This window comes from Streptomyces sp. NPDC059743 (assembly GCF_042732975.1).
Lineage (GTDB): Bacteria > Actinomycetota > Actinomycetes > Streptomycetales > Streptomycetaceae > Streptomyces.
Window position 1 is genome coordinate 624,931 of the sequence record NZ_JBHWGS010000001.1, and the last position, 16,879, is coordinate 641,809.

Annotated in this window: 16 protein-coding genes, 2 pseudogenes and 1 riboswitch; of the genes and pseudogenes, 17 read left to right on the plus strand and 1 reads right to left on the minus strand. The window is 69.4% G+C overall.

What is annotated here, in order from left to right; all coding sequences use genetic code 11:
* Window positions 1-69 precede the first annotated feature (69 nt).
* From lepB (ACFV6H_RS02855) to ACFV6H_RS02905, 11 genes and pseudogenes are all read left to right on the plus strand, one after another.
* Complete coding sequence (lepB, locus tag ACFV6H_RS02855) at window positions 70-906, plus strand: signal peptidase I (protein ID WP_385537761.1); 837 nt, start codon at window positions 70-72, stop codon at window positions 904-906.
* A pseudogene (gene lepB, locus ACFV6H_RS02860) lies at window positions 899-2,034 on the plus strand (signal peptidase I); the annotation flags it as partial. The gene lepB (ACFV6H_RS02855) and the pseudogene lepB (ACFV6H_RS02860), both read left to right, overlap by 8 nt.
* Window positions 1,943-2,896: a signal peptidase I gene (gene lepB, locus ACFV6H_RS02865; RefSeq protein ID WP_385537764.1), complete on the plus strand. Its 954-nt coding sequence runs from the start codon at window positions 1,943-1,945 to the stop codon at window positions 2,894-2,896. The pseudogene lepB (ACFV6H_RS02860) and the gene lepB (ACFV6H_RS02865), both read left to right, overlap by 92 nt.
* A gap of 75 nt (window positions 2,897-2,971) precedes the next feature.
* The gene (gene lepB, locus ACFV6H_RS02870; RefSeq protein ID WP_385537767.1) at window positions 2,972-3,787 is read left to right on the plus strand and encodes a signal peptidase I; all 816 of its coding nucleotides are present in this window, start codon (window positions 2,972-2,974) and stop codon (window positions 3,785-3,787) included.
* A 46-nt stretch (window positions 3,788-3,833) separates the two neighbouring features.
* Window positions 3,834-4,355, plus strand: coding sequence for an NUDIX hydrolase (locus tag ACFV6H_RS02875; protein WP_385537938.1), 522 nt, complete (start codon window positions 3,834-3,836; stop codon window positions 4,353-4,355).
* A 55-nt stretch (window positions 4,356-4,410) separates the two neighbouring features.
* On the plus strand, window positions 4,411-4,719 hold the full coding sequence (locus tag ACFV6H_RS02880; protein ID WP_014675276.1) for a DUF2469 domain-containing protein: 309 nt from the start codon (window positions 4,411-4,413) through the stop codon (window positions 4,717-4,719).
* 173 nt (window positions 4,720-4,892) lie between these two features.
* Window positions 4,893-5,270, plus strand: a complete 378-nt coding sequence (locus tag ACFV6H_RS02885; RefSeq protein WP_384985045.1) for a YraN family protein — start codon at window positions 4,893-4,895, stop codon at window positions 5,268-5,270.
* Entirely contained in the window at window positions 5,270-6,898 is a 1,629-nt protein-coding gene (locus tag ACFV6H_RS02890; RefSeq protein ID WP_385537772.1) for a YifB family Mg chelatase-like AAA ATPase, read from the plus strand. Before ACFV6H_RS02885 ends, ACFV6H_RS02890 begins: the two co-directional genes overlap by 1 nt.
* Entirely contained in the window at window positions 6,895-8,061 is a 1,167-nt protein-coding gene (gene dprA / locus ACFV6H_RS02895; protein ID WP_385537775.1) for a DNA-processing protein DprA, read from the plus strand. The genes ACFV6H_RS02890 and dprA overlap by 4 nt, the downstream gene beginning before the upstream one ends.
* A gap of 245 nt (window positions 8,062-8,306) precedes the next feature.
* On the plus strand, window positions 8,307-9,143 hold the full coding sequence (gene whiG / locus ACFV6H_RS02900) for an RNA polymerase sigma factor WhiG (RefSeq protein ID WP_093589763.1): 837 nt from the start codon (window positions 8,307-8,309) through the stop codon (window positions 9,141-9,143).
* Between the two features lie 61 nt (window positions 9,144-9,204).
* Complete coding sequence (locus ACFV6H_RS02905; protein WP_384985211.1) at window positions 9,205-9,762, plus strand: TetR/AcrR family transcriptional regulator; 558 nt, start codon at window positions 9,205-9,207, stop codon at window positions 9,760-9,762.
* Between the two features lie 154 nt (window positions 9,763-9,916).
* Here the strand turns inward: ACFV6H_RS02905 and ACFV6H_RS02910 are convergent.
* Window positions 9,917-10,498: pseudogene (locus tag ACFV6H_RS02910) on the minus strand (peptidoglycan DD-metalloendopeptidase family protein); the annotation flags it as partial.
* 279 nt (window positions 10,499-10,777) lie between these two features.
* Between ACFV6H_RS02910 and rpsB the strand changes: the two are divergent.
* The 6 genes from rpsB to rlmN all read left to right on the plus strand — a co-directional run bounded on the left by rpsB (window position 10,778) and on the right by rlmN (window position 16,519).
* Window positions 10,778-11,686 (plus strand): 30S ribosomal protein S2, encoded by a 909-nt coding sequence (rpsB, locus tag ACFV6H_RS02915; RefSeq protein ID WP_093589768.1) that lies wholly within the window; start codon window positions 10,778-10,780, stop codon window positions 11,684-11,686.
* Window positions 11,687-11,778: 92 nt separating this feature from the next.
* Entirely contained in the window at window positions 11,779-12,615 is an 837-nt protein-coding gene (gene tsf / locus ACFV6H_RS02920) for a translation elongation factor Ts (protein ID WP_093589771.1), read from the plus strand.
* Between the two features lie 158 nt (window positions 12,616-12,773).
* Window positions 12,774-13,538 (plus strand): UMP kinase, encoded by a 765-nt coding sequence (gene pyrH, locus ACFV6H_RS02925; RefSeq protein ID WP_046499667.1) that lies wholly within the window; start codon window positions 12,774-12,776, stop codon window positions 13,536-13,538.
* 126 nt (window positions 13,539-13,664) lie between these two features.
* Window positions 13,665-14,222 carry a ribosome recycling factor gene (frr, locus tag ACFV6H_RS02930; RefSeq protein WP_046499668.1) on the plus strand — a complete coding sequence of 186 codons (558 nt, stop codon included), beginning with the start codon at window positions 13,665-13,667 and terminating at the stop codon, window positions 14,220-14,222.
* Complete coding sequence (locus tag ACFV6H_RS02935; RefSeq protein ID WP_385537782.1) at window positions 14,222-15,307, plus strand: phosphatidate cytidylyltransferase; 1,086 nt, start codon at window positions 14,222-14,224, stop codon at window positions 15,305-15,307. Before frr ends, ACFV6H_RS02935 begins: the two co-directional genes overlap by 1 nt.
* 105 nt (window positions 15,308-15,412) lie before the next feature.
* Window positions 15,413-16,519 (plus strand): 23S rRNA (adenine(2503)-C(2))-methyltransferase RlmN, encoded by a 1,107-nt coding sequence (gene rlmN, locus ACFV6H_RS02940; RefSeq protein ID WP_093589777.1) that lies wholly within the window; start codon window positions 15,413-15,415, stop codon window positions 16,517-16,519.
* Between the two features lie 122 nt (window positions 16,520-16,641).
* A riboswitch (TPP riboswitch) is annotated at window positions 16,642-16,767 on the plus strand.
* Window positions 16,768-16,879: the final 112 nt, after the last annotated feature.

Here is a 16,879-nt window from a genome sequence, read left to right on the forward strand (position 1 = left end):
CGTCGGCCGGGTCGGCGTTCGTCACGTCGCACCCGGGTGCACAGGAGGGCCGGATAAGCTCTGGCCCCGATGGACACCGAAGCGGAGCACACGGAGCGCGACCGCTCTTCCGGATTCCCTGCGGGGACGAGCCCTACGGGGACGGAAGAGCGGTCGCGCTCCGCACGTTCCGTCGGGCATCTTTCCACGGCCCCGGCGCGACGGGTCCCGGGGTTTTCTCCCGGCAGGCTCTCCTTGGGCAGGCTCTCCCTGGGCAGAGCGGGACTGCTCGGTGTCGGATGCGCCGTCGCCGTACTGCTCTTCAGCGCCTTCGTGGTGCAGCCCTTCCGGATTCCCAGTGGCTCGATGGAGCCCACCCTCCAGGTGGGGGACCGGGTGCTGGTCAACAAGTTGGCGTACCGTTTCGATGCCGAGCCGGAGCGCGGCGATGTGGTCGTCTTCGACGGCACCGGATCCTTCGTCCAGCAGCCGCCGCGGGAGAATCCCGTCACCGGACTGCTGCACGGGGCCGCCGCGGCTCTGGGGCTCGCCGAGCCCGCCGAGACCGATTTCGTCAAGCGTGTGATCGGAGTCGGAGGCGACCGGGTGGTCTGCTGCGACAAAGGGGGCAGGGTCGAGGTGAACGGCCGGGCGGTGGACGAGCGGTATCTCCACTTCGGTGACGCGCCCTCCCGGGTTCCCTTCGACATCGTCGTACCGCAGGGCACTCTGTGGGTCATGGGCGACCACCGGAGCAATTCACGCGACTCCCGGGACCATCTCGGCGAGCCGGGCGGCGGCATGGTGCCCGTCGGCAAGGTCATCGGCCGGGCGGACTGGATCGGCTGGCCGCCGGTGCGCTGGTCCGGGCTGGAGCCGACCGGCGCCTTCAGGGACGTACGGAGCCCGGACGGGGCCCATGGGTAAGCGCGGACGGCCCGCGGCCCATGGCGCCGACACCAGGCTCCCGACCGGCTCACGGCCCACCACGGGCCGGACGCTGCCGGGCCGTGCCGAGCGGCGCAAACTCGCCCGAAGGGTCAAGCGGCGACGCCGCAGGTCCGCCGTCGCCGAGATACCGATCCTGATCACCGTGGCGCTGCTGATCGCGCTCGTCCTCAAGACCTTTCTGGTGCAGGCCTTTGTGATCCCGTCCGGATCCATGGAGCAGACGATCAGGATCAGCGACCGCGTGCTGGTGGACAAACTCACACCGTGGTTCGGCTCCAGGCCCGAGCGCGGCGATGTCGTGGTCTTCAAGGATCCCGGCGGCTGGCTCCAGGACGAGAAGCCGCCGCCGGACGATTCGCCGGTTGTCGTCAAACAGATCAAACAGGCGCTGACCTTCATCGGACTGCTGCCGTCGGCCGACGAGCAGGATCTGATCAAGCGAGTCGTGGCGGTCGGCGGCGACACCGTCAAGTGCTGCGGCGAGGACGGGAAGGTCTCCGTCAACGGCGTGCCTCTGGACGAGCCGTATCTGCATCCGGGCAATGTGCCCTCGGAGCTGACCTTCGAGGTCAAGGTGCCGACGGGGCGCATTTTCGTGATGGGCGACCACCGGTCCAACTCGGCCGACTCGCGCTTCCATCTCGACGAGGAGTTCCGGGGCACGGTCTCGGAGGACGAGGTCGTGGGCCGGGCCGTCGTCATCGCCTGGCCGTTCGACCACTGGCGCGGGCTGGAGGAGCGGGCGACGTACGCTTCGGTGCCGGACGCTTCGACTCCGGATGCCTCGGTGCCGGACGGTTCGGCCTCGGACGCGCGAGCCGCGCCGACGACGGCCCGGGGCGCGTCGAATAGTGTGTCCTCCCAGGATCTCAACGGATTGATCCGGCTCCCGAGCCCTGCGGAACTCCCGCTCGTTATGGGAGTGGTGGGCCTGTCCCGTATCGGCGGCAGGCGATGGCACCGCGTAATCGCGCGGAGCACCCGCACGGAGTGAGGAGTGGATGTGGGGGATGTGGCGGTCGGCGCACGATCCGGACACGATGGTCCCGAGGAGGGACACGAGCAGCTCGCCGAGTCGCCCGAGATTGTGACGGACGCGACGGAACAGCGGAACGACAGCCGGAACGACGGCCTGGACGTCGGCCTGGACGGCGACGGATCCGGGGCCGAGGACGGCGAATCCACGAACCTGCGGAAGCAGCGTTCCTTCTGGAAGGAACTGCCTCTGCTGATCGGTATCGCGCTGCTGCTGGCGCTTCTGATCAAGACCTTCCTGGTGCAGGCGTTCTCGATTCCGTCGGACTCGATGCAGGACACCCTCCAGCGCGGTGACCGCGTCCTGGTGGACAAGCTCACTCCCTGGTTCGGCTCCGAGCCCGACCGCGGTGAGGTCGTGGTCTTCCACGATCCGGGCGGCTGGCTGGAGGGCACCCCCACGCCCGACCCGAACGTGGTGCAGAAGTTCCTGAGCTTTATCGGGCTGATGCCGTCCGCCGAGGAGAAGGACCTGATCAAGCGGGTCATCGCGGTCGGCGGCGACACGGTGGCGTGTGAGAAGGGCGGCAAGGTCAAGGTCAATGGGCACCCGCTGAACGAGGAGGGGTACATCTACCCCGGCAACACTCCGTGTGACGACGAGCCGTTCGGGCCGATCAAGGTTCCCGAGGGCCGGATCTGGGTGATGGGCGACCACCGGCAGAACTCGCTGGACTCGCGCTACCACCAGGAGCTGCCCGGCCGTGGCACGGTCTCCACGGACGAGGTGGTCGGCCGCGCCTTTGTCGTCGCCTGGCCGGTCAACCGCTGGTCCTTCCTGCCGGTGCCCGACACCTTCGACCAGTCCGGGCTCGGCACCCATGTGGCGGCGGCCTCGGCGGTGGCTCCCGGAGCGCTGGGCCTGGCCGGCGCGGTGCCTCTTGTGCTCTGGCGCAGGAGGAGGCTGACCGCCGGCGGTACCGCCGGGTAGGGTGCCGTCCCGGATCGCGGGTCTCCGAGGATCGTTCCCGGAGCGGTCATTCTCCGGAGTGGGGGAAGTGCTGGGATGAGCGGAACGGGACGTACGGAAGCAGGACGTACGGAGTCGCCTGGGCAGGCGGCGCCTACGGAAGCGGGACGTGGGACGGACGGCCACGGCCGCCTCGGCAGTGTGCTGTCGGGGCTGGCCGTGGCCGTCGGCTGTGTGCTCTTCCTCGGGGGCTTCGCGTGGGGAGCCGTGGAGTATCTGCCGTACACCGTGCCGACGGACTCGATGGACCCGACCGTGCGGGCGGGGGACCGGGTACTGGCCCAGCGGATATCCGGCGACGAGGTACGGCGCGGTGATGTGGTGGTCTTCACCGACGCGGACTGGGGCGATCTGCCGATGGTCAAGCGGGTGGTCGGGGTCGGCGGCGACAAGGTCGCCTGCTGCGACAAGGACCTCCGGCTGACCGTGAACGGCACACCGATCCAGGAGCCGTATGTGCGCGGGATGCTCGGCGGGACGGCGTCCATGACCGAATTCGACGCGACGGTGCCCGCGGGACAGCTCTTTCTGCTCGGCGATGAGCGCAGCGGCTCGCTGGACTCCCGCGTCCATCTCCAGGACCCGGGCCAGGGCTCCGTACCGCTCTCCGCCGTGGACGCACGGGTCGATGCCGTGGTCTGGCCGCTCGGCCGTCTGATCGACCGGCCCGAGGGCTTCGCGGCGCTGCCGGGCGGGGTGTCCGAGGCAGGGCCGGTACGGCTGATGGCCGCGGCGATCGTGGGCGGCACGGCGCTGATCCTGGGCGGTGCTGCGTACGGACCTGTCGCCCGGTGGCTGTCGCGGTCGCGACGGGCCCGGAGGACCGGGGAGGTGTCCACCGGTGTCCGCTGAGGAAGAGCCCGAGGCAGCGCAGGGTGAGCGGGGCGGGCAGGGCGGGCTGGCTGAGCAGGGCGAGCGGGCCGGGCTGGGCGGGCAGGGCGGGCTTCGCAAGGTGGCCCGGGTGGTGCTGCTGGATCCGCAGGACCGGATTCTGCTGCTGCACGGATTCGAGCCGGACGATCCGGACAAGGACTGGTGGTTCACGCCCGGCGGCGGTCTGGAGGGCGACGAGACCCGGGAAGAGGCCGCGCTGCGCGAGCTGGCGGAGGAGACGGGGATCACACAGGTGGAGCTGGGGCCCGTGCTCTGGCGCCGGATGTGCTCCTTTCCGTTCGATGGGCGACGCTGGGATCAGGACGAGTGGTACTTCCTGGCACGTACGGCGCAGACCGAGACCTCGCCGGACGGGCTGACGGAGCTGGAGCTGCGCAGCGTCGCGGGGCTGAGGTGGTGGACCTCCGCCGAACTCTCGGCGGCGCGTGAGACGGTGTACCCGACCAGGCTCGCCGAGCTGCTGCGTACGCTGCTCGACGAGGGTCCTCCGGATCCGCCGGTGGTCCTCGCCCCCGAAATCGTCTGAGGGTGCGCGGCTCCGGAGCACAATGGGGGGACGTACGGCTGAAGGGGAACATGCCATGAGCGCCGAGGACCTCGAGAAGTACGAGACCGAGATGGAGCTGAAGCTCTACCGGGAGTACCGCGATGTCGTCGGTCTGTTCAAATACGTGATCGAGACCGAGCGACGTTTCTATCTCACCAATGATTACGAGATGCAGGTGCACTCGGTGCAGGGTGAGGTCTTCTTCGAGGTCACGATGGCGGACGCCTGGGTCTGGGACATGTACAGGCCGGCCAGGTTCGTCAAGCAGGTGCGTGTCCTTACATTCAAGGACGTGAATATCGAGGAGCTGAACAAGAGCGACCTCGAACTGCCCGGCGGCTGAAGGACATGAGCCGGGCCTGCGGGCTCGTCCTGTGAGGGGCCGCTGTGACCGTCTTGGGAGGCGCCCGGCCCGCTCGTGAGGGTGACCGAGTTATCCACAACGGGTGAGTTGTCCACCAAGATCCACTTGCTACGGGCGGTCGCGTCAGAGTCGGTGCCGGAGGTGGTGCCGAGATGAACGCGACGGGGGCACTAGGACGGTACGGCGAGGAGCTGGCGGCGCGTCGGCTGGCCGAGTCCGGGATGACCGTGCTGGCACGCAATTGGCGGTGCGGCAGGACGGGCGAGATCGACATCGTGGCCCGGGACAGCGATGCCCGGGGCAGTGATGTGCTGGTCGTCTGTGAGGTGAAGACCCGCAGGGCCGGCTCGTTCGAGCATCCGATGGCCGCGGTCACCCAGGAGAAGGCGGACCGGCTGAGACGGCTCGCGGGCTGCTGGCTGGAGCGGTGCGGCGGCCCGCCGCCCGGCGGAGTGCGGATCGATCTGATCGGAGTGGTGGTGCCCCGACGGGGCGCGCCCGAGGTCGAGCATGCGCGGGGGGTGGCCTGATGGGATTCGCGCGAGCGTGTTCGGTGGCGCTGGTGGGTGTCGAGGGTGTGGTGGTCGAGGTCCAGGCGGATCTGGAGCCGGGCGTGGCCGCGTTCACACTGGTCGGGCTGCCGGACAAGAGCCTGGTGGAGAGCCGGGACCGGGTCAGGGCGGCGGTGGTGAACTCCGGCGCCGAGTGGCCGCAGAAGAAGCTCACGGTGGGGTTGAGCCCGGCGTCCGTGCCCAAGGGCGGCAGCGGGTTCGATCTCGCGGTCGCCGCTGCGGTGCTCGGTGCGGCCGAGCGCCTTGACGCCGCTGCCATCGCCGATCTGGTGCTGATCGGGGAGCTGGGCCTCGACGGGCGGGTCAGACCGGTGCGCGGGGTGCTGCCGGCGGTGCTCGCGGCGGCCGAGGCCGGCTATCGCCAGGTGGTCGTTCCCGAGCAGACCGCGGGCGAGGCGTCCCTGGTGCCCGGGGTGTCGGTCCTCGGAGTACGGAGCCTGCGGCAGCTCATCGCCGTACTGACCGATGAGCCGGTGCCCGAGGAGCCACGGGACACCGTGAGGGGGCGCCCGGACGCGATGACGGCCGGGCTGATGGTGCCGGGCGCGGGCGTCGGCACCGGTCTGGCGGCCGGGGTCGGGGAGAGCGAGGGACACCGGCCCGATCTGGCGGATGTGGCCGGTCAGGCACCGGTACGCAAGGCACTGGAGGTGGCCGCGGCGGGCGGACACCATCTGCTGCTCCAGGGCCCGCCGGGAGCGGGCAAGACCATGCTGGCCGAGCGGCTGCCCGGGATCATGCCGCCGCTCACCGCACAGGAGTCGCTGGAGGTCACGGCGGTGCACTCGGTGGCGGGCATTCTGCCGCCCGGCGAGCCGCTGGTTCGTACGGTGCCCTACTGCGCGCCGCATCACTCGGCCACCATGCAGTCCCTGGTCGGCGGTGGGAACGGACTGCCCAGACCGGGCGCGGTGTCGCTGGCACACCGTGGCGTGCTCTTCCTGGACGAGGCGCCCGAGTTCTCCGGGCGCGCGCTGGACGCACTGCGGCAGCCGCTGGAGTCGGGACATGTGGTGGTGGCGCGCAGCGCGGGAGTGGTGCGGCTCCCGGCCCGCTTTCTGATGGTTCTCGCGGCCAATCCCTGTCCGTGCGGGCGGCACACCCTGCATGGCGCCGGATGCGAGTGCCCGCCCTCGGTGATCCGCCGCTATCAGTCGAGGCTGTCCGGGCCGCTGCTCGACCGCGTCGATCTGCGGGTCGACGTCCAGCCCGTGCACCGCGAGGATCTGATGGGACAAGGCGGCAGAGGCGAGCCCACGGCGGCGGTCGCCGCACGGGTACGGGACGCCAGGGCCCGGTCGGCGGCCCGTCTGGAGGGCACTCCGTGGACGGTCAACAGCGAGGTGCCCGGCCATGAGCTGCGTACCCGCTGGCCGGTCGTGCCCGGCGCGCTCGCGGCTGCCGAACGCGATCTGGAGCGCGGACTGCTCACCGCGCGCGGCCTCGACCGAGTGCTGCGGGTGGCCTGGACGGTCGCGGATCTCGCCGGGCACGGCAGACCGGAGGCACGCGATGTCGCCCTCGCGCTGGAGCTGCGCACCGGTATCGCCCGAGGCGCGGTGGTCGCGGCCGGAGGGCCGTCATGACGCCGGGAGTCAGCTCGGAGGAGCGGCTGGCGCGCGCGGCGCTCACCCGGGTGCTGGAGCCCGGCGACGAGCACGGTGGACGGTGGCTGCGCGAGTTCGGCGCCGCCGAGGTGCTGGCGCTGCTCACCTCGCCGGACGCCGGGCGCGGCCGGCTCACCGGGGTCCGCGAGCAGCGGCTCGACGGCTATCGGATACGGGCCGAGGCGGCCCGGCCGGAGCGCGATCTGGCGGCGGTCACCGCGCTCGGCGGACGGTTCGTCTGCCCGGGCGACAGCGAGTGGCCCAGCCAGCTCGACGATCTCGGCGAGGCCAGGCCCATCGGGCTCTGGGTGCGGGGCCATCCGGACCTGCGGATCTGGTCGCTGCGCTCCGTCGCCGTGGTGGGCGCCCGCGCGTGTACCTCATATGGGGCACATATGGCGGCGAGCCTCGGCTCGGGGCTCGCCGAGCGAGGCTGGGTGGTGACTTCCGGCGCCGCGTTCGGCGTGGACGGCGCGGCACACCGGGGCGCGCTTGCGGCCGGCGGTGCGACCGTGGCCGTGCTGGCCTGCGGCGTGGATGTGGTCTATCCGCGTGGTCACACCGAGCTGATCGGACGCATTGTCCAGCAGGGCCTGGTCATCGCGGAGCTGGCACCGGGCGACCATCCCACGCGCAGCAGATTCGTTCTGCGCAACCGGGTGATCGCCGCGCTCACCCGTGGCACGGTCGTGGTGGAGGCGGAGTACCGCAGCGGCTCCCTGGTCACCGCGCGCGACGCACAGCGGCTCGGCCGCTTCACGATGGGCGTGCCGGGACCGGTCACCAGCGGGCTCTCGGCCGGTGTGCACGAGCTGCTGCGCGGCGAGGGAGTACTGGTCACGGACGCCGCGGAGGTGGCCGAGCTGGTCGGCGACATGGGTGAGCTGGCACCGCCGCGCCGAGGACCTGTACTGCCCAGGGATCTGCTCGATCCCGTCAGCGCACGAGTCCTGGAGGCGCTGCCGGCCCGGGGCACCGCCGCCGGGCCGGAGATCGCGCGAAGCGCCGGAACGAGCTCCGACGAGACGCTCGGCAGGTTGTACGAACTCCATTCCCTGGGATTTGTCGAGCGGCACGGAGACGGCTGGCGGCTGGCCTCCCGGCCGACTCCGACGGCCACCGCGCGGCGAGGCGGTACTTGACCTGGGGCATTCGGGTGAAAGGGTGAGAGCGATGATCTCTGCAACTCCATCAGCGATGCCTGACGGACCGGCGCGAGCGGTGTCGGCCGCGGATCGAAGGTGTGGTCGAAGGCGTCCACCGGAGCGGGCGCGGTCGCCTGTTGCACGCGTGGAGCGACGCTCCACTCACGCTACGCTCACCTGCATTCCGGCCCCAGACAGACGACGTCCCCCGCATTCGACTGCAGAACGGCTCAAGGCAACGCATGCCCCAGCACACCTCCGGGTCTGACCGCGCGGCAGCGCCCCCGGCTGCCCGGAGCGCCGTACGGCCCCCGGCGCCCTCGTCGCTCGACGAGCTGTGGCGGTCGTACAAGACCACGGGCGACGAGCGGCTGCGTGAGCAGTTGATCCTGCACTACTCACCGCTGGTGAAGTATGTGGCGGGCCGCGTCAGTGTGGGACTGCCGTCCAATGTCGAGCAGGCCGATTTCGTCTCCTCCGGCGTCTTCGGACTGATCGACGCGATCGAGAAGTTCGACATCGAACGCTCCATCAAGTTCGAGACCTACGCGATCACCCGGATCCGTGGCGCGATGATCGATGAGCTCAGGGCCCTGGACTGGATCCCGCGCTCCGTACGGCAGAAGGCCAGAGCCGTTGAGCGCGCCTACGCCACGCTGGAGGCGCAGCTCAGACGCACGCCCTCCGAGGCCGAGGTCGCCGCGGAGATGGGAATCGCGCTGGAGGAGCTGCACGCGGTTTTCAGCCAGTTGTCCCTGGCGAATGTCGTGGCGCTGGAGGAACTGCTGCATGTCGGCGGCGAGGGCGGCGACCGGCTCAGCCTGATGGACACCCTGGAGGACACCGCCGCCGACGATCCGGTGGAGGTCGCCGAGGACCGCGAACTGCGGCGGCTGCTGGCGCGCGCCATCAATACGCTCCCCGAGCGGGAGAAGACCGTGGTCACGCTCTACTACTACGAGGGCCTCACGCTCGCCGAGATCGGCCATGTCCTCGGCGTGACGGAGAGCAGGGTCAGTCAGATCCACACAAAGTCCGTACTGCAACTGCGGGCCAAGCTGGCCGACGTCGGACGCTGACGCTGTACCGGAGACGCCTCATCCGTAAAGTGGTGGCGTGCCCAGGATTCGAGCGGCCTCGGTGGCCGAGCACCGGACCATGCAACGTGGCGCCCTGTTGGACGCCGCGCGCTCCCTGCTGTCCGAAGGCGGCACGGACGCGCTGACCTTCCCCGCCCTCGCCGAGCGCACGGGCCTCGCCAGGTCCTCCGTCTACGAGTACTTCCGCTCGCGCGCCGCCGTCGTCGAAGAGCTGTGCGCCGTCGACTTCCCGGTCTGGGCGGCGGAGGTCGAGGCGGCCATGGCCGGCGCGGAGACGCCCGAGGGCAAGATCGAGGCCTATGTACGGCAGCAGCTCGCGCTGGTCGGCGACCGCAGGCACCGCGCCGTCGTCGCCATCTCCGCGAGTGAACTCGACGCGGGAGCCCGGGAGAAGATCCGCGCCGCGCACGGCGGTCTGATCGCCATGATCGTGGAGGCCCTCGGCGAACTCGGCCATGACCAGCCACGGCTCGCCGCGATGCTGCTCCAGGGCGTGGTGGACGCGGCGGTCCGCCGTATCGAACTCGGCGTGGCCGAGGCTCCACCGGAGATCGCCGAGGCGGCAGTGTCCATGGCGCTGCGCGGCGTACGGGGCTGAGCCGCCGCGCACACGCCCGGCGGCGCCCCGCACGGTGCGCCCACACCGCCAGGGCCAACAGGACGACCGCATGCGGTACGCCGTATGCCGTCGACGCCATGGACGCCGGCGCCAACGAGAGAGACGGCAGAGGCATCGCGCTTGTGGCGGTCTCCGGGACACCGAGGACCGGGAGCAGCCGGGACGGGCCCGGGCGGAGCAGCTCCGGTGGCAGCAGCGACAGCGGATCCAGATAGACGGTGTCTCTCAGCAGCCCCCAGTGCAGACAGCTCGCGGCGCAGTGCGACAAGCCGGTGGACACGGTGGCCACCGGCCGGCCCGCGGTCACCTCGTCGCCCTTGGAGACCAGCGGTTCCACCGGCTCATAGGTGATCCGCAGCGGCGGGACGCCCGAGCCGGTCAGCGTGATCGCCAGCACTCCACGGCCCGCCACCCGGCCCGCGAAGGAGACGCGGCCTCCGGCAGCGGCCCGTACCACGGCCCCCGGCGCGGCGGCGAGATCCACCCCACGGTGACCTGGACCGTACGCGGACGCGGGCGGTTCCCAGCCGCGCAGCACCACGGGCCGCGGCCCGACCGGCCAGACCCGGCCACCGTCCTCGCCCTGCGTCCCGGTGGCCGCGACGGCGGAGTGACAGAACAGTGGGAACAGCGGGACGACGAGAGCGAGAACGAGCGCGAGGACTGAGAGGACAGACCGGACAGCGGAACGTGCATCGATACGGACAGTGATCATGGTACCCAGCGTGGCCCGGAACGACGCGATCGCGCTGATCATGAACCGGTTCTGTGGACAACCGAGCGGTTGTGGACAGCGCCGTCACCCGTGGGTGCGAAGGTCCCGTACACTTCTTGTGGCGATCCGGGTCACCGGGTCGACTTCGCACGCCCCGCCATCGGCCCTCTTCGCGCCGATGTCAGCGCTTCTCGGTCCTCCGTGGCACAGCGCACCGGGACGTCAGGCGTGTCCGCCGTCCGGTGGACGCGACAACCGAGTATCTCAAGGAGTACGGCCATGGCCGTCGTCACGATGCGGGAGCTGCTGGAAAGCGGCGTCCACTTCGGTCACCAGACCCGTCGTTGGAACCCGAAGATGAAGCGCTTCATCTTCACCGAGCGCAACGGCATCTACATCATCGACCTGCTTCAGTCGCTGTCGTACATCGACCGCGCCTACGAGTTCGTCAAGGAGACCGTCGCGCACGGCGGCTCCATCATGTTCGTCGGTACGAAGAAGCAGGCCCAGGAGGCCATCGCCGAGCAGGCGACGCGCGTCGGCATGCCCTATGTCAATCAGCGCTGGCTGGGCGGCATGCTCACCAACTTCTCCACCGTCTACAAGCGCCTCCAGCGTCTGAAGGAGCTTGAGCAGATCGACTTCGAGGATGTGGCCGCCTCCGGTCTCACCAAGAAGGAGCTACTGGTCCTCTCCCGCGAGAAGGCCAAGCTGGAGAAGACCCTCGGCGGTATCCGCGAAATGCAGAAGGTGCCCAGCGCCGTCTGGATCGTCGACACCAAGAAGGAGCACATCGCCGTCGGTGAGGCGCGCAAGCTCCACATCCCGGTCGTCGCGATCCTCGACACCAACTGCGACCCCGACGAGGTCGACTACAAGATTCCGGGCAACGACGACGCGATCCGCTCCGTCACCCTGCTCACCCGTGTGATCGCCGACGCCGTCGCCGAGGGCCTCATCGCCCGCTCCGGTGTCGCCACCGGTGACTCCAAGCCGGGCGAGAAGGCCGCCGGCGAGCCCCTCGCCGAGTGGGAGCGCGACCTGCTCGAAGGCGAGAAGAAGACCGACGAGACGGTTGTCGAGGCCGCCAAGCCCGAGGCAGAGGCAGAGGTCCAGACGTCCGCCGAGACGGAGAAGGTCGCCGACGCGGAGGCCGAGGCCCCGGCCGCGGACGCCGAGCAGGCCTGACCTTTCATCGGTTCGGCAGTTGACGGCGGGGGCCGACGGCCCCCGCCGTTCACCCGTAGATCTTTCAGACCTTCGAGAGAGAATTACAGATCATGGCGAATTACACCGCCGCCGACGTCAAGAAGCTCCGTGAGCTCACCGGCGCCGGCATGATGGACTGCAAGAAGGCACTGGACGAGGCCGACGGCAACGTCGACAGCGCCGTCGAGTTCCTCCGCGTCAAGGGCCAGAAGGGCGTCGCCAAGCGCGAGGGCCGTTCGGCCGAGAACGGCGCCGTCGTCTCCCTCATCTCCGAGGACAAGACCTCCGGCGTACTGGTCGAGCTGAAGTGCGAGACGGACTTCGTGGCCAAGGGCGAGAAGTTCCAGAGCGTGGCCAACACGCTCGCCGCCCATGTCGCCGCGACCTCCCCGGCCGACCTGGAGGCGCTCCTCGCCTCCGAGATCGAGGCCGGCAAGACCGTCCAGGCGTATGTGGACGAGGCGAACGCCAACCTCGGCGAGAAGATCGTCCTGGACCGCTTCGCGCAGTTCACCGGCGGTTATGTGGCCGCCTACATGCACCGCACCATGCCCGACCTCCCGCCGCAGGTCGGTGTGCTGGTCGAGCTGGACAAGGAAGACGCGCAGGTCGCCAAGGACGTCGCGCAGCACATCGCCGCCTTCGCCCCGAAGTACCTCAACCGCGACGAGGTCCCGGCCGAGACGGTCGAGAACGAGCGCCGTGTCGCCGAGGCCACCTCGCGTGAGGAGGGCAAGCCCGAGGCCGCCCTGCCCAAGATCGTCGAAGGTCGCGTCAACGGCTTCTTCAAGGAGGTCGTCGTCCTGGAGCAGGCGTTCGCGAAGGACAGCAAGAAGACCGTCCAGAAGGTGCTGGACGAGGCCGGTGTCACCCTGAAGCGCTTCGCGCGCATCAAGGTCGGCATCTGAGTCCGTACGCGATCGACCGAAGACCCCGATAGGGTCTGACGCAGTCGTCCGCGTACGCGCCGGGCGACCGCAGATCTGACGAGGAGGCCATTGCCGCACTGGGAACCGCGAGGACCCCCGGGCAATGGCCTTCTTCGTATGTGCACGAGGAGATCTCCATGGAACAGGCCGACAAAGCCGACAAGAGCGACGACGGCACGAAGCACGGCCGCTTCATGCTGAAGCTGTCCGGTGAGGCGTTCGCCGGCCGGGGAGCGCTCGGCGTCGACCCCGACGTCGTACACGCCATCGCCCGCGAGATCGCCGCCGTCGTCCGGGACGGCGCCCAGATCGCGGTCGTCATCGGCGGTGGCAACTTCTTCCGCGGCGCGGAACTCCAGCAGCGCGGTATGGACCGGGCACGCTCCGACTACATGGGCATGCTCGGCACGGTGATGAACTGCCTGGCCCTCCAGGACTTCCTGGAGAAGGAAGGCATCGACTCCCGCGTCCAGACCGCCATCACCATGGGCCAGGTCGCGGAGCCGTACATCCCGCTGCGCGCCGTGCGCCATATGGAGAAGGGCCGTGTGGTCATCTTCGGCGCCGGTATGGGCATGCCGTACTTCTCCACCGACACCACCGCCGCCCAGCGTGCGCTGGAGATCGACGCCCAGGCGCTGCTGATGGGTAAGAACGGTGTGGACGGGGTGTACGACTCGGACCCCAAGACCAACCCCGACGCGGTCAAGTTCGACGCGCTGGAGTACAGCGAGGTGATTGCGGGTGATCTGCGCGTCGCCGACATGACCGCGATCACGCTGTGCCAGGACAACAAACTGCCGATTCTTGTCTTCGAATTGCTGAAGGAAGGCAATATCGCGCGTGCGGTCAAGGGTGAGAAGATCGGCACGCTCGTGAGCGACCAGGGCACCCGGACCTGATCCGGGCCGGCCCCGTACGGGATGGACAGAGCCCTGCCGGTCGGACACCGTGCAGGAGAAGACGCGACGCAGGTTCCGCCGGCCCACGCGCACGCCGGGCCCACTCAAGACACGCAGGAGCAAGTGGTGATCGAAGAGACCCTCCTCGAGGCCGAGGAGAAGATGGAGAAGGCCGTCCTGGTCGCCAAAGACGACTTCGCCGCGATCCGCACAGGGCGGGCACATCCGGCGATGTTCAACAAGATCGTGGCGGACTACTACGGTGCCCTGACCCCGATCAACCAGCTCGCCTCGTTCGCCGTGCCCGAGGCGCGGATGGCCGTGGTGACCCCGTTCGACAAGAGCGCCCTGCGCAATATCGAGCAGGCGATCCGTGACTCCGACCTCGGCGTCAACCCGAGCAACGACGGCAATATCATCCGGGTGGTGTTCCCGGAGCTGACCCAGGACCGCCGCAAGGAGTTCATCAAGGTCGCCAAGACCAAGGCCGAGGACTCGAAGATCTCGATCCGCGCGGTCCGCCGCAAGGCCAAGGAGACCATCGACAAACTGGTCAAGGACGGCGAGGTCGGCGAGGACGAGGGACGCCGCGCGGAGAAGGAGCTCGACGACACCACCGCGAAGTATGTCGCGCAGGTGGACGAGCTGCTCAAGCACAAGGAAGCCGAGCTGCTCGAGGTCTGATGAACGACTCTTCCCGGGGAGCCCCGCCGACGGCCGGTTACTCCGGTTACACCGACTACTGGGGACCGACCGACCACGGGGCCGCCCCGGCGGGTCCCGCATACGACGCGCTGGACACACAGCAGACTCGGCCCATGCCCATCGTGCCCGACGGACCCGCGAACGGCGGGGACCAGGATGACGACCGGGAGGGTGCTCGGCCGGGCGGCCCTCTGTTCCGTGACGAGACGCCACAGGAGCCCATGGGAGCACAGTCACCACCGCCACCGAGGAAGCGGGCGGGCCGTGATCTGCGCGCGGCCATAGGAGTGGGCCTCGGCCTCGGTGTGGTCGTCGTGGCGTCGCTCTTCATCGTCAAGGCCGTGTTCGTGGGTGTCGTCGCGGTCGCGGTGGTCGTCGGGCTGTGGGAGCTGACCTCGCGGCTGGACGAGAAGAAGGGCATCAAGGCCCCGCTGGTACCGCTGGCGATCGGCGGCGCCGCGATGGTCGTCGCCGGCTATCTGCGCGGTGCCGAGGGCGCCTGGGTCGCGATGGCCCTGACGGCGCTCGCGGTGCTGGTCTGGCGGATGACGGAACCGCCCGAGGGCTATCTGAAGGACGTCACGGCCGGGATCTTCGCCGCGTTCTACGTACCGTTCCTGGCCACCTTCGTGACGATGATGCTCACGGCGGACGACGGTCCGTGGCGGGTCCTGATGTTCATGGTGCTCACGGTCGTCAGCGACACGGGCGCGTACGCGGTCGGCTGGCGCTTCGGTACGCACAAGCTCGCGCCGCGCATCAGCCCTGGCAAGACCAGGGAAGGGCTGGCCGGAGCCATCGTCTTCGCCATGGTGGCGGGCGCGCTCTGTATGCAGTTCCTGATCAACGACGGGATCTGGTGGCAGGGCCTGCTGCTGGGACTGGCGGTCGCGGCCACCGCCACACTCGGCGATCTCGGCGAGTCCATGATCAAGCGCGATCTCGGCATCAAGGACATGGGCACCCTGCTGCCGGGACACGGCGGCATCATGGACCGGCTCGACTCGCTGCTGCCCACGGCGCCGGTGTTCTGGCTGCTGCTGGTGATCTTCGTCGGATCCTGACCGGGCGCCTTCGGTCACGCTTGTGACCAGGCCCGATACCGTACGGAGGCCCGTTGTCCACAGGACAGCGGGCCTCCTTCGTATGTCTGCGACACTGGATCCACCATGCCTGTACCTGGAGAACTCACCTTTGTCGCGCCCCGCGGAGCCAAGAAGCCCCCGCGGCATCTCGCCGACCTCACTCCCGCCGAGCGCCGCGAGGCCGTCGCCGCGATGGGCGAGAAGGCGTTCCGTGCCAAGCAGCTTTCGCAGCACTACTTCGCGCGGTTCGCACACGATCCCGAGCAGTGGACCGACATCCCGGCCGCCGCGCGTCAGAAGCTCGCGGCGGAGCTGCTGCCCGAGCTGATGTCGGTGGTGCGGCATATCTCCTGCGACGACGACACCACCCGTAAGACGCTCTGGCGGCTGCACGACGGCACTCTGGTCGAGTCCGTGCTGATGCGCTATCCGGACAGGGTCACGATGTGTATCTCGTCGCAGGCGGGCTGCGGGATGAACTGCCCGTTCTGCGCCACAGGACAGGCCGGTCTCGACCGCAATCTGTCCACCGCCGAGATCGTGCACCAGATCGTGGACGGGATGCGTGCCCTGCGCGACGGCGATGTGCCGGGCGGGCCCTCCCGGCTGTCGAACATCGTCTTCATGGGCATGGGCGAACCGCTCGCCAACTACAGGCGGGTGGTCGGCGCGATCCGCCGGCTGACCGATCCCGAGCCCGACGGTCTGGGACTGTCGCAGCGCGGGATCACCGTCTCGACGGTCGGTCTGGTGCCCGCGATGCTGCGCTTCGCCGACGAGGGCTTCAAGTGCCGGCTCGCGGTCTCCCTGCACGCGCCCGACGACGAGCTGCGCGACACCCTCGTCCCGGTCAATACGCGCTGGAAGGTACGGGAAGTGCTGGACGCGGCGTGGGAGTACGCGGAGAAGTCGGGCCGCCGGGTCTCCATCGAGTACGCGCTGATCCGTGACATCAACGACCAGGCGTGGCGCGGCGACCGGCTGGGCCGGCTGCTCAAGGGCAAGCGGGTGCACGTCAATCTGATCCCGCTCAACCCGACACCGGGATCGAAGTGGACGGCCTCGCGGCCCGAGGACGAAAAGGCCTTTGTCGAGGCGATCGCGGCCCATGGAGTGCCCGTGACCGTACGGGACACCCGCGGCCAGGAGATCGACGGAGCGTGTGGGCAGTTGGCCGCGTCGGAGCGGTAGGGCGTCGTGGCTCCTGGCGGGCGGGCCGCGCGGCCGACGGACCTGCCCGTGAGCAGGCTGTCTCGGAGGTGAACCGGGCCTGGATATGCGGTGCATGTAACCTTGGCGCGAACGCATTGCATATTTTCCGACAGGGGAGCGCCACAGCGCTGAGAGTGTGGCATATGTCCGTGAGAGCGGGCAGCGGCCACAGACCCTCTGAACCTCGCCCAGGTCATTCTGGGTAGGAAGTTCGGTCACCACTCAAGCTGTTGCGCCCTGCCCGGAGTCCGGTCCGTCCGGACTCCGGGCAGGGCCGCGTCTTCTCCTGGACATCCCAGGAGGAAAATCAGTGAGCACCACATCAGTGAGCACCATCAG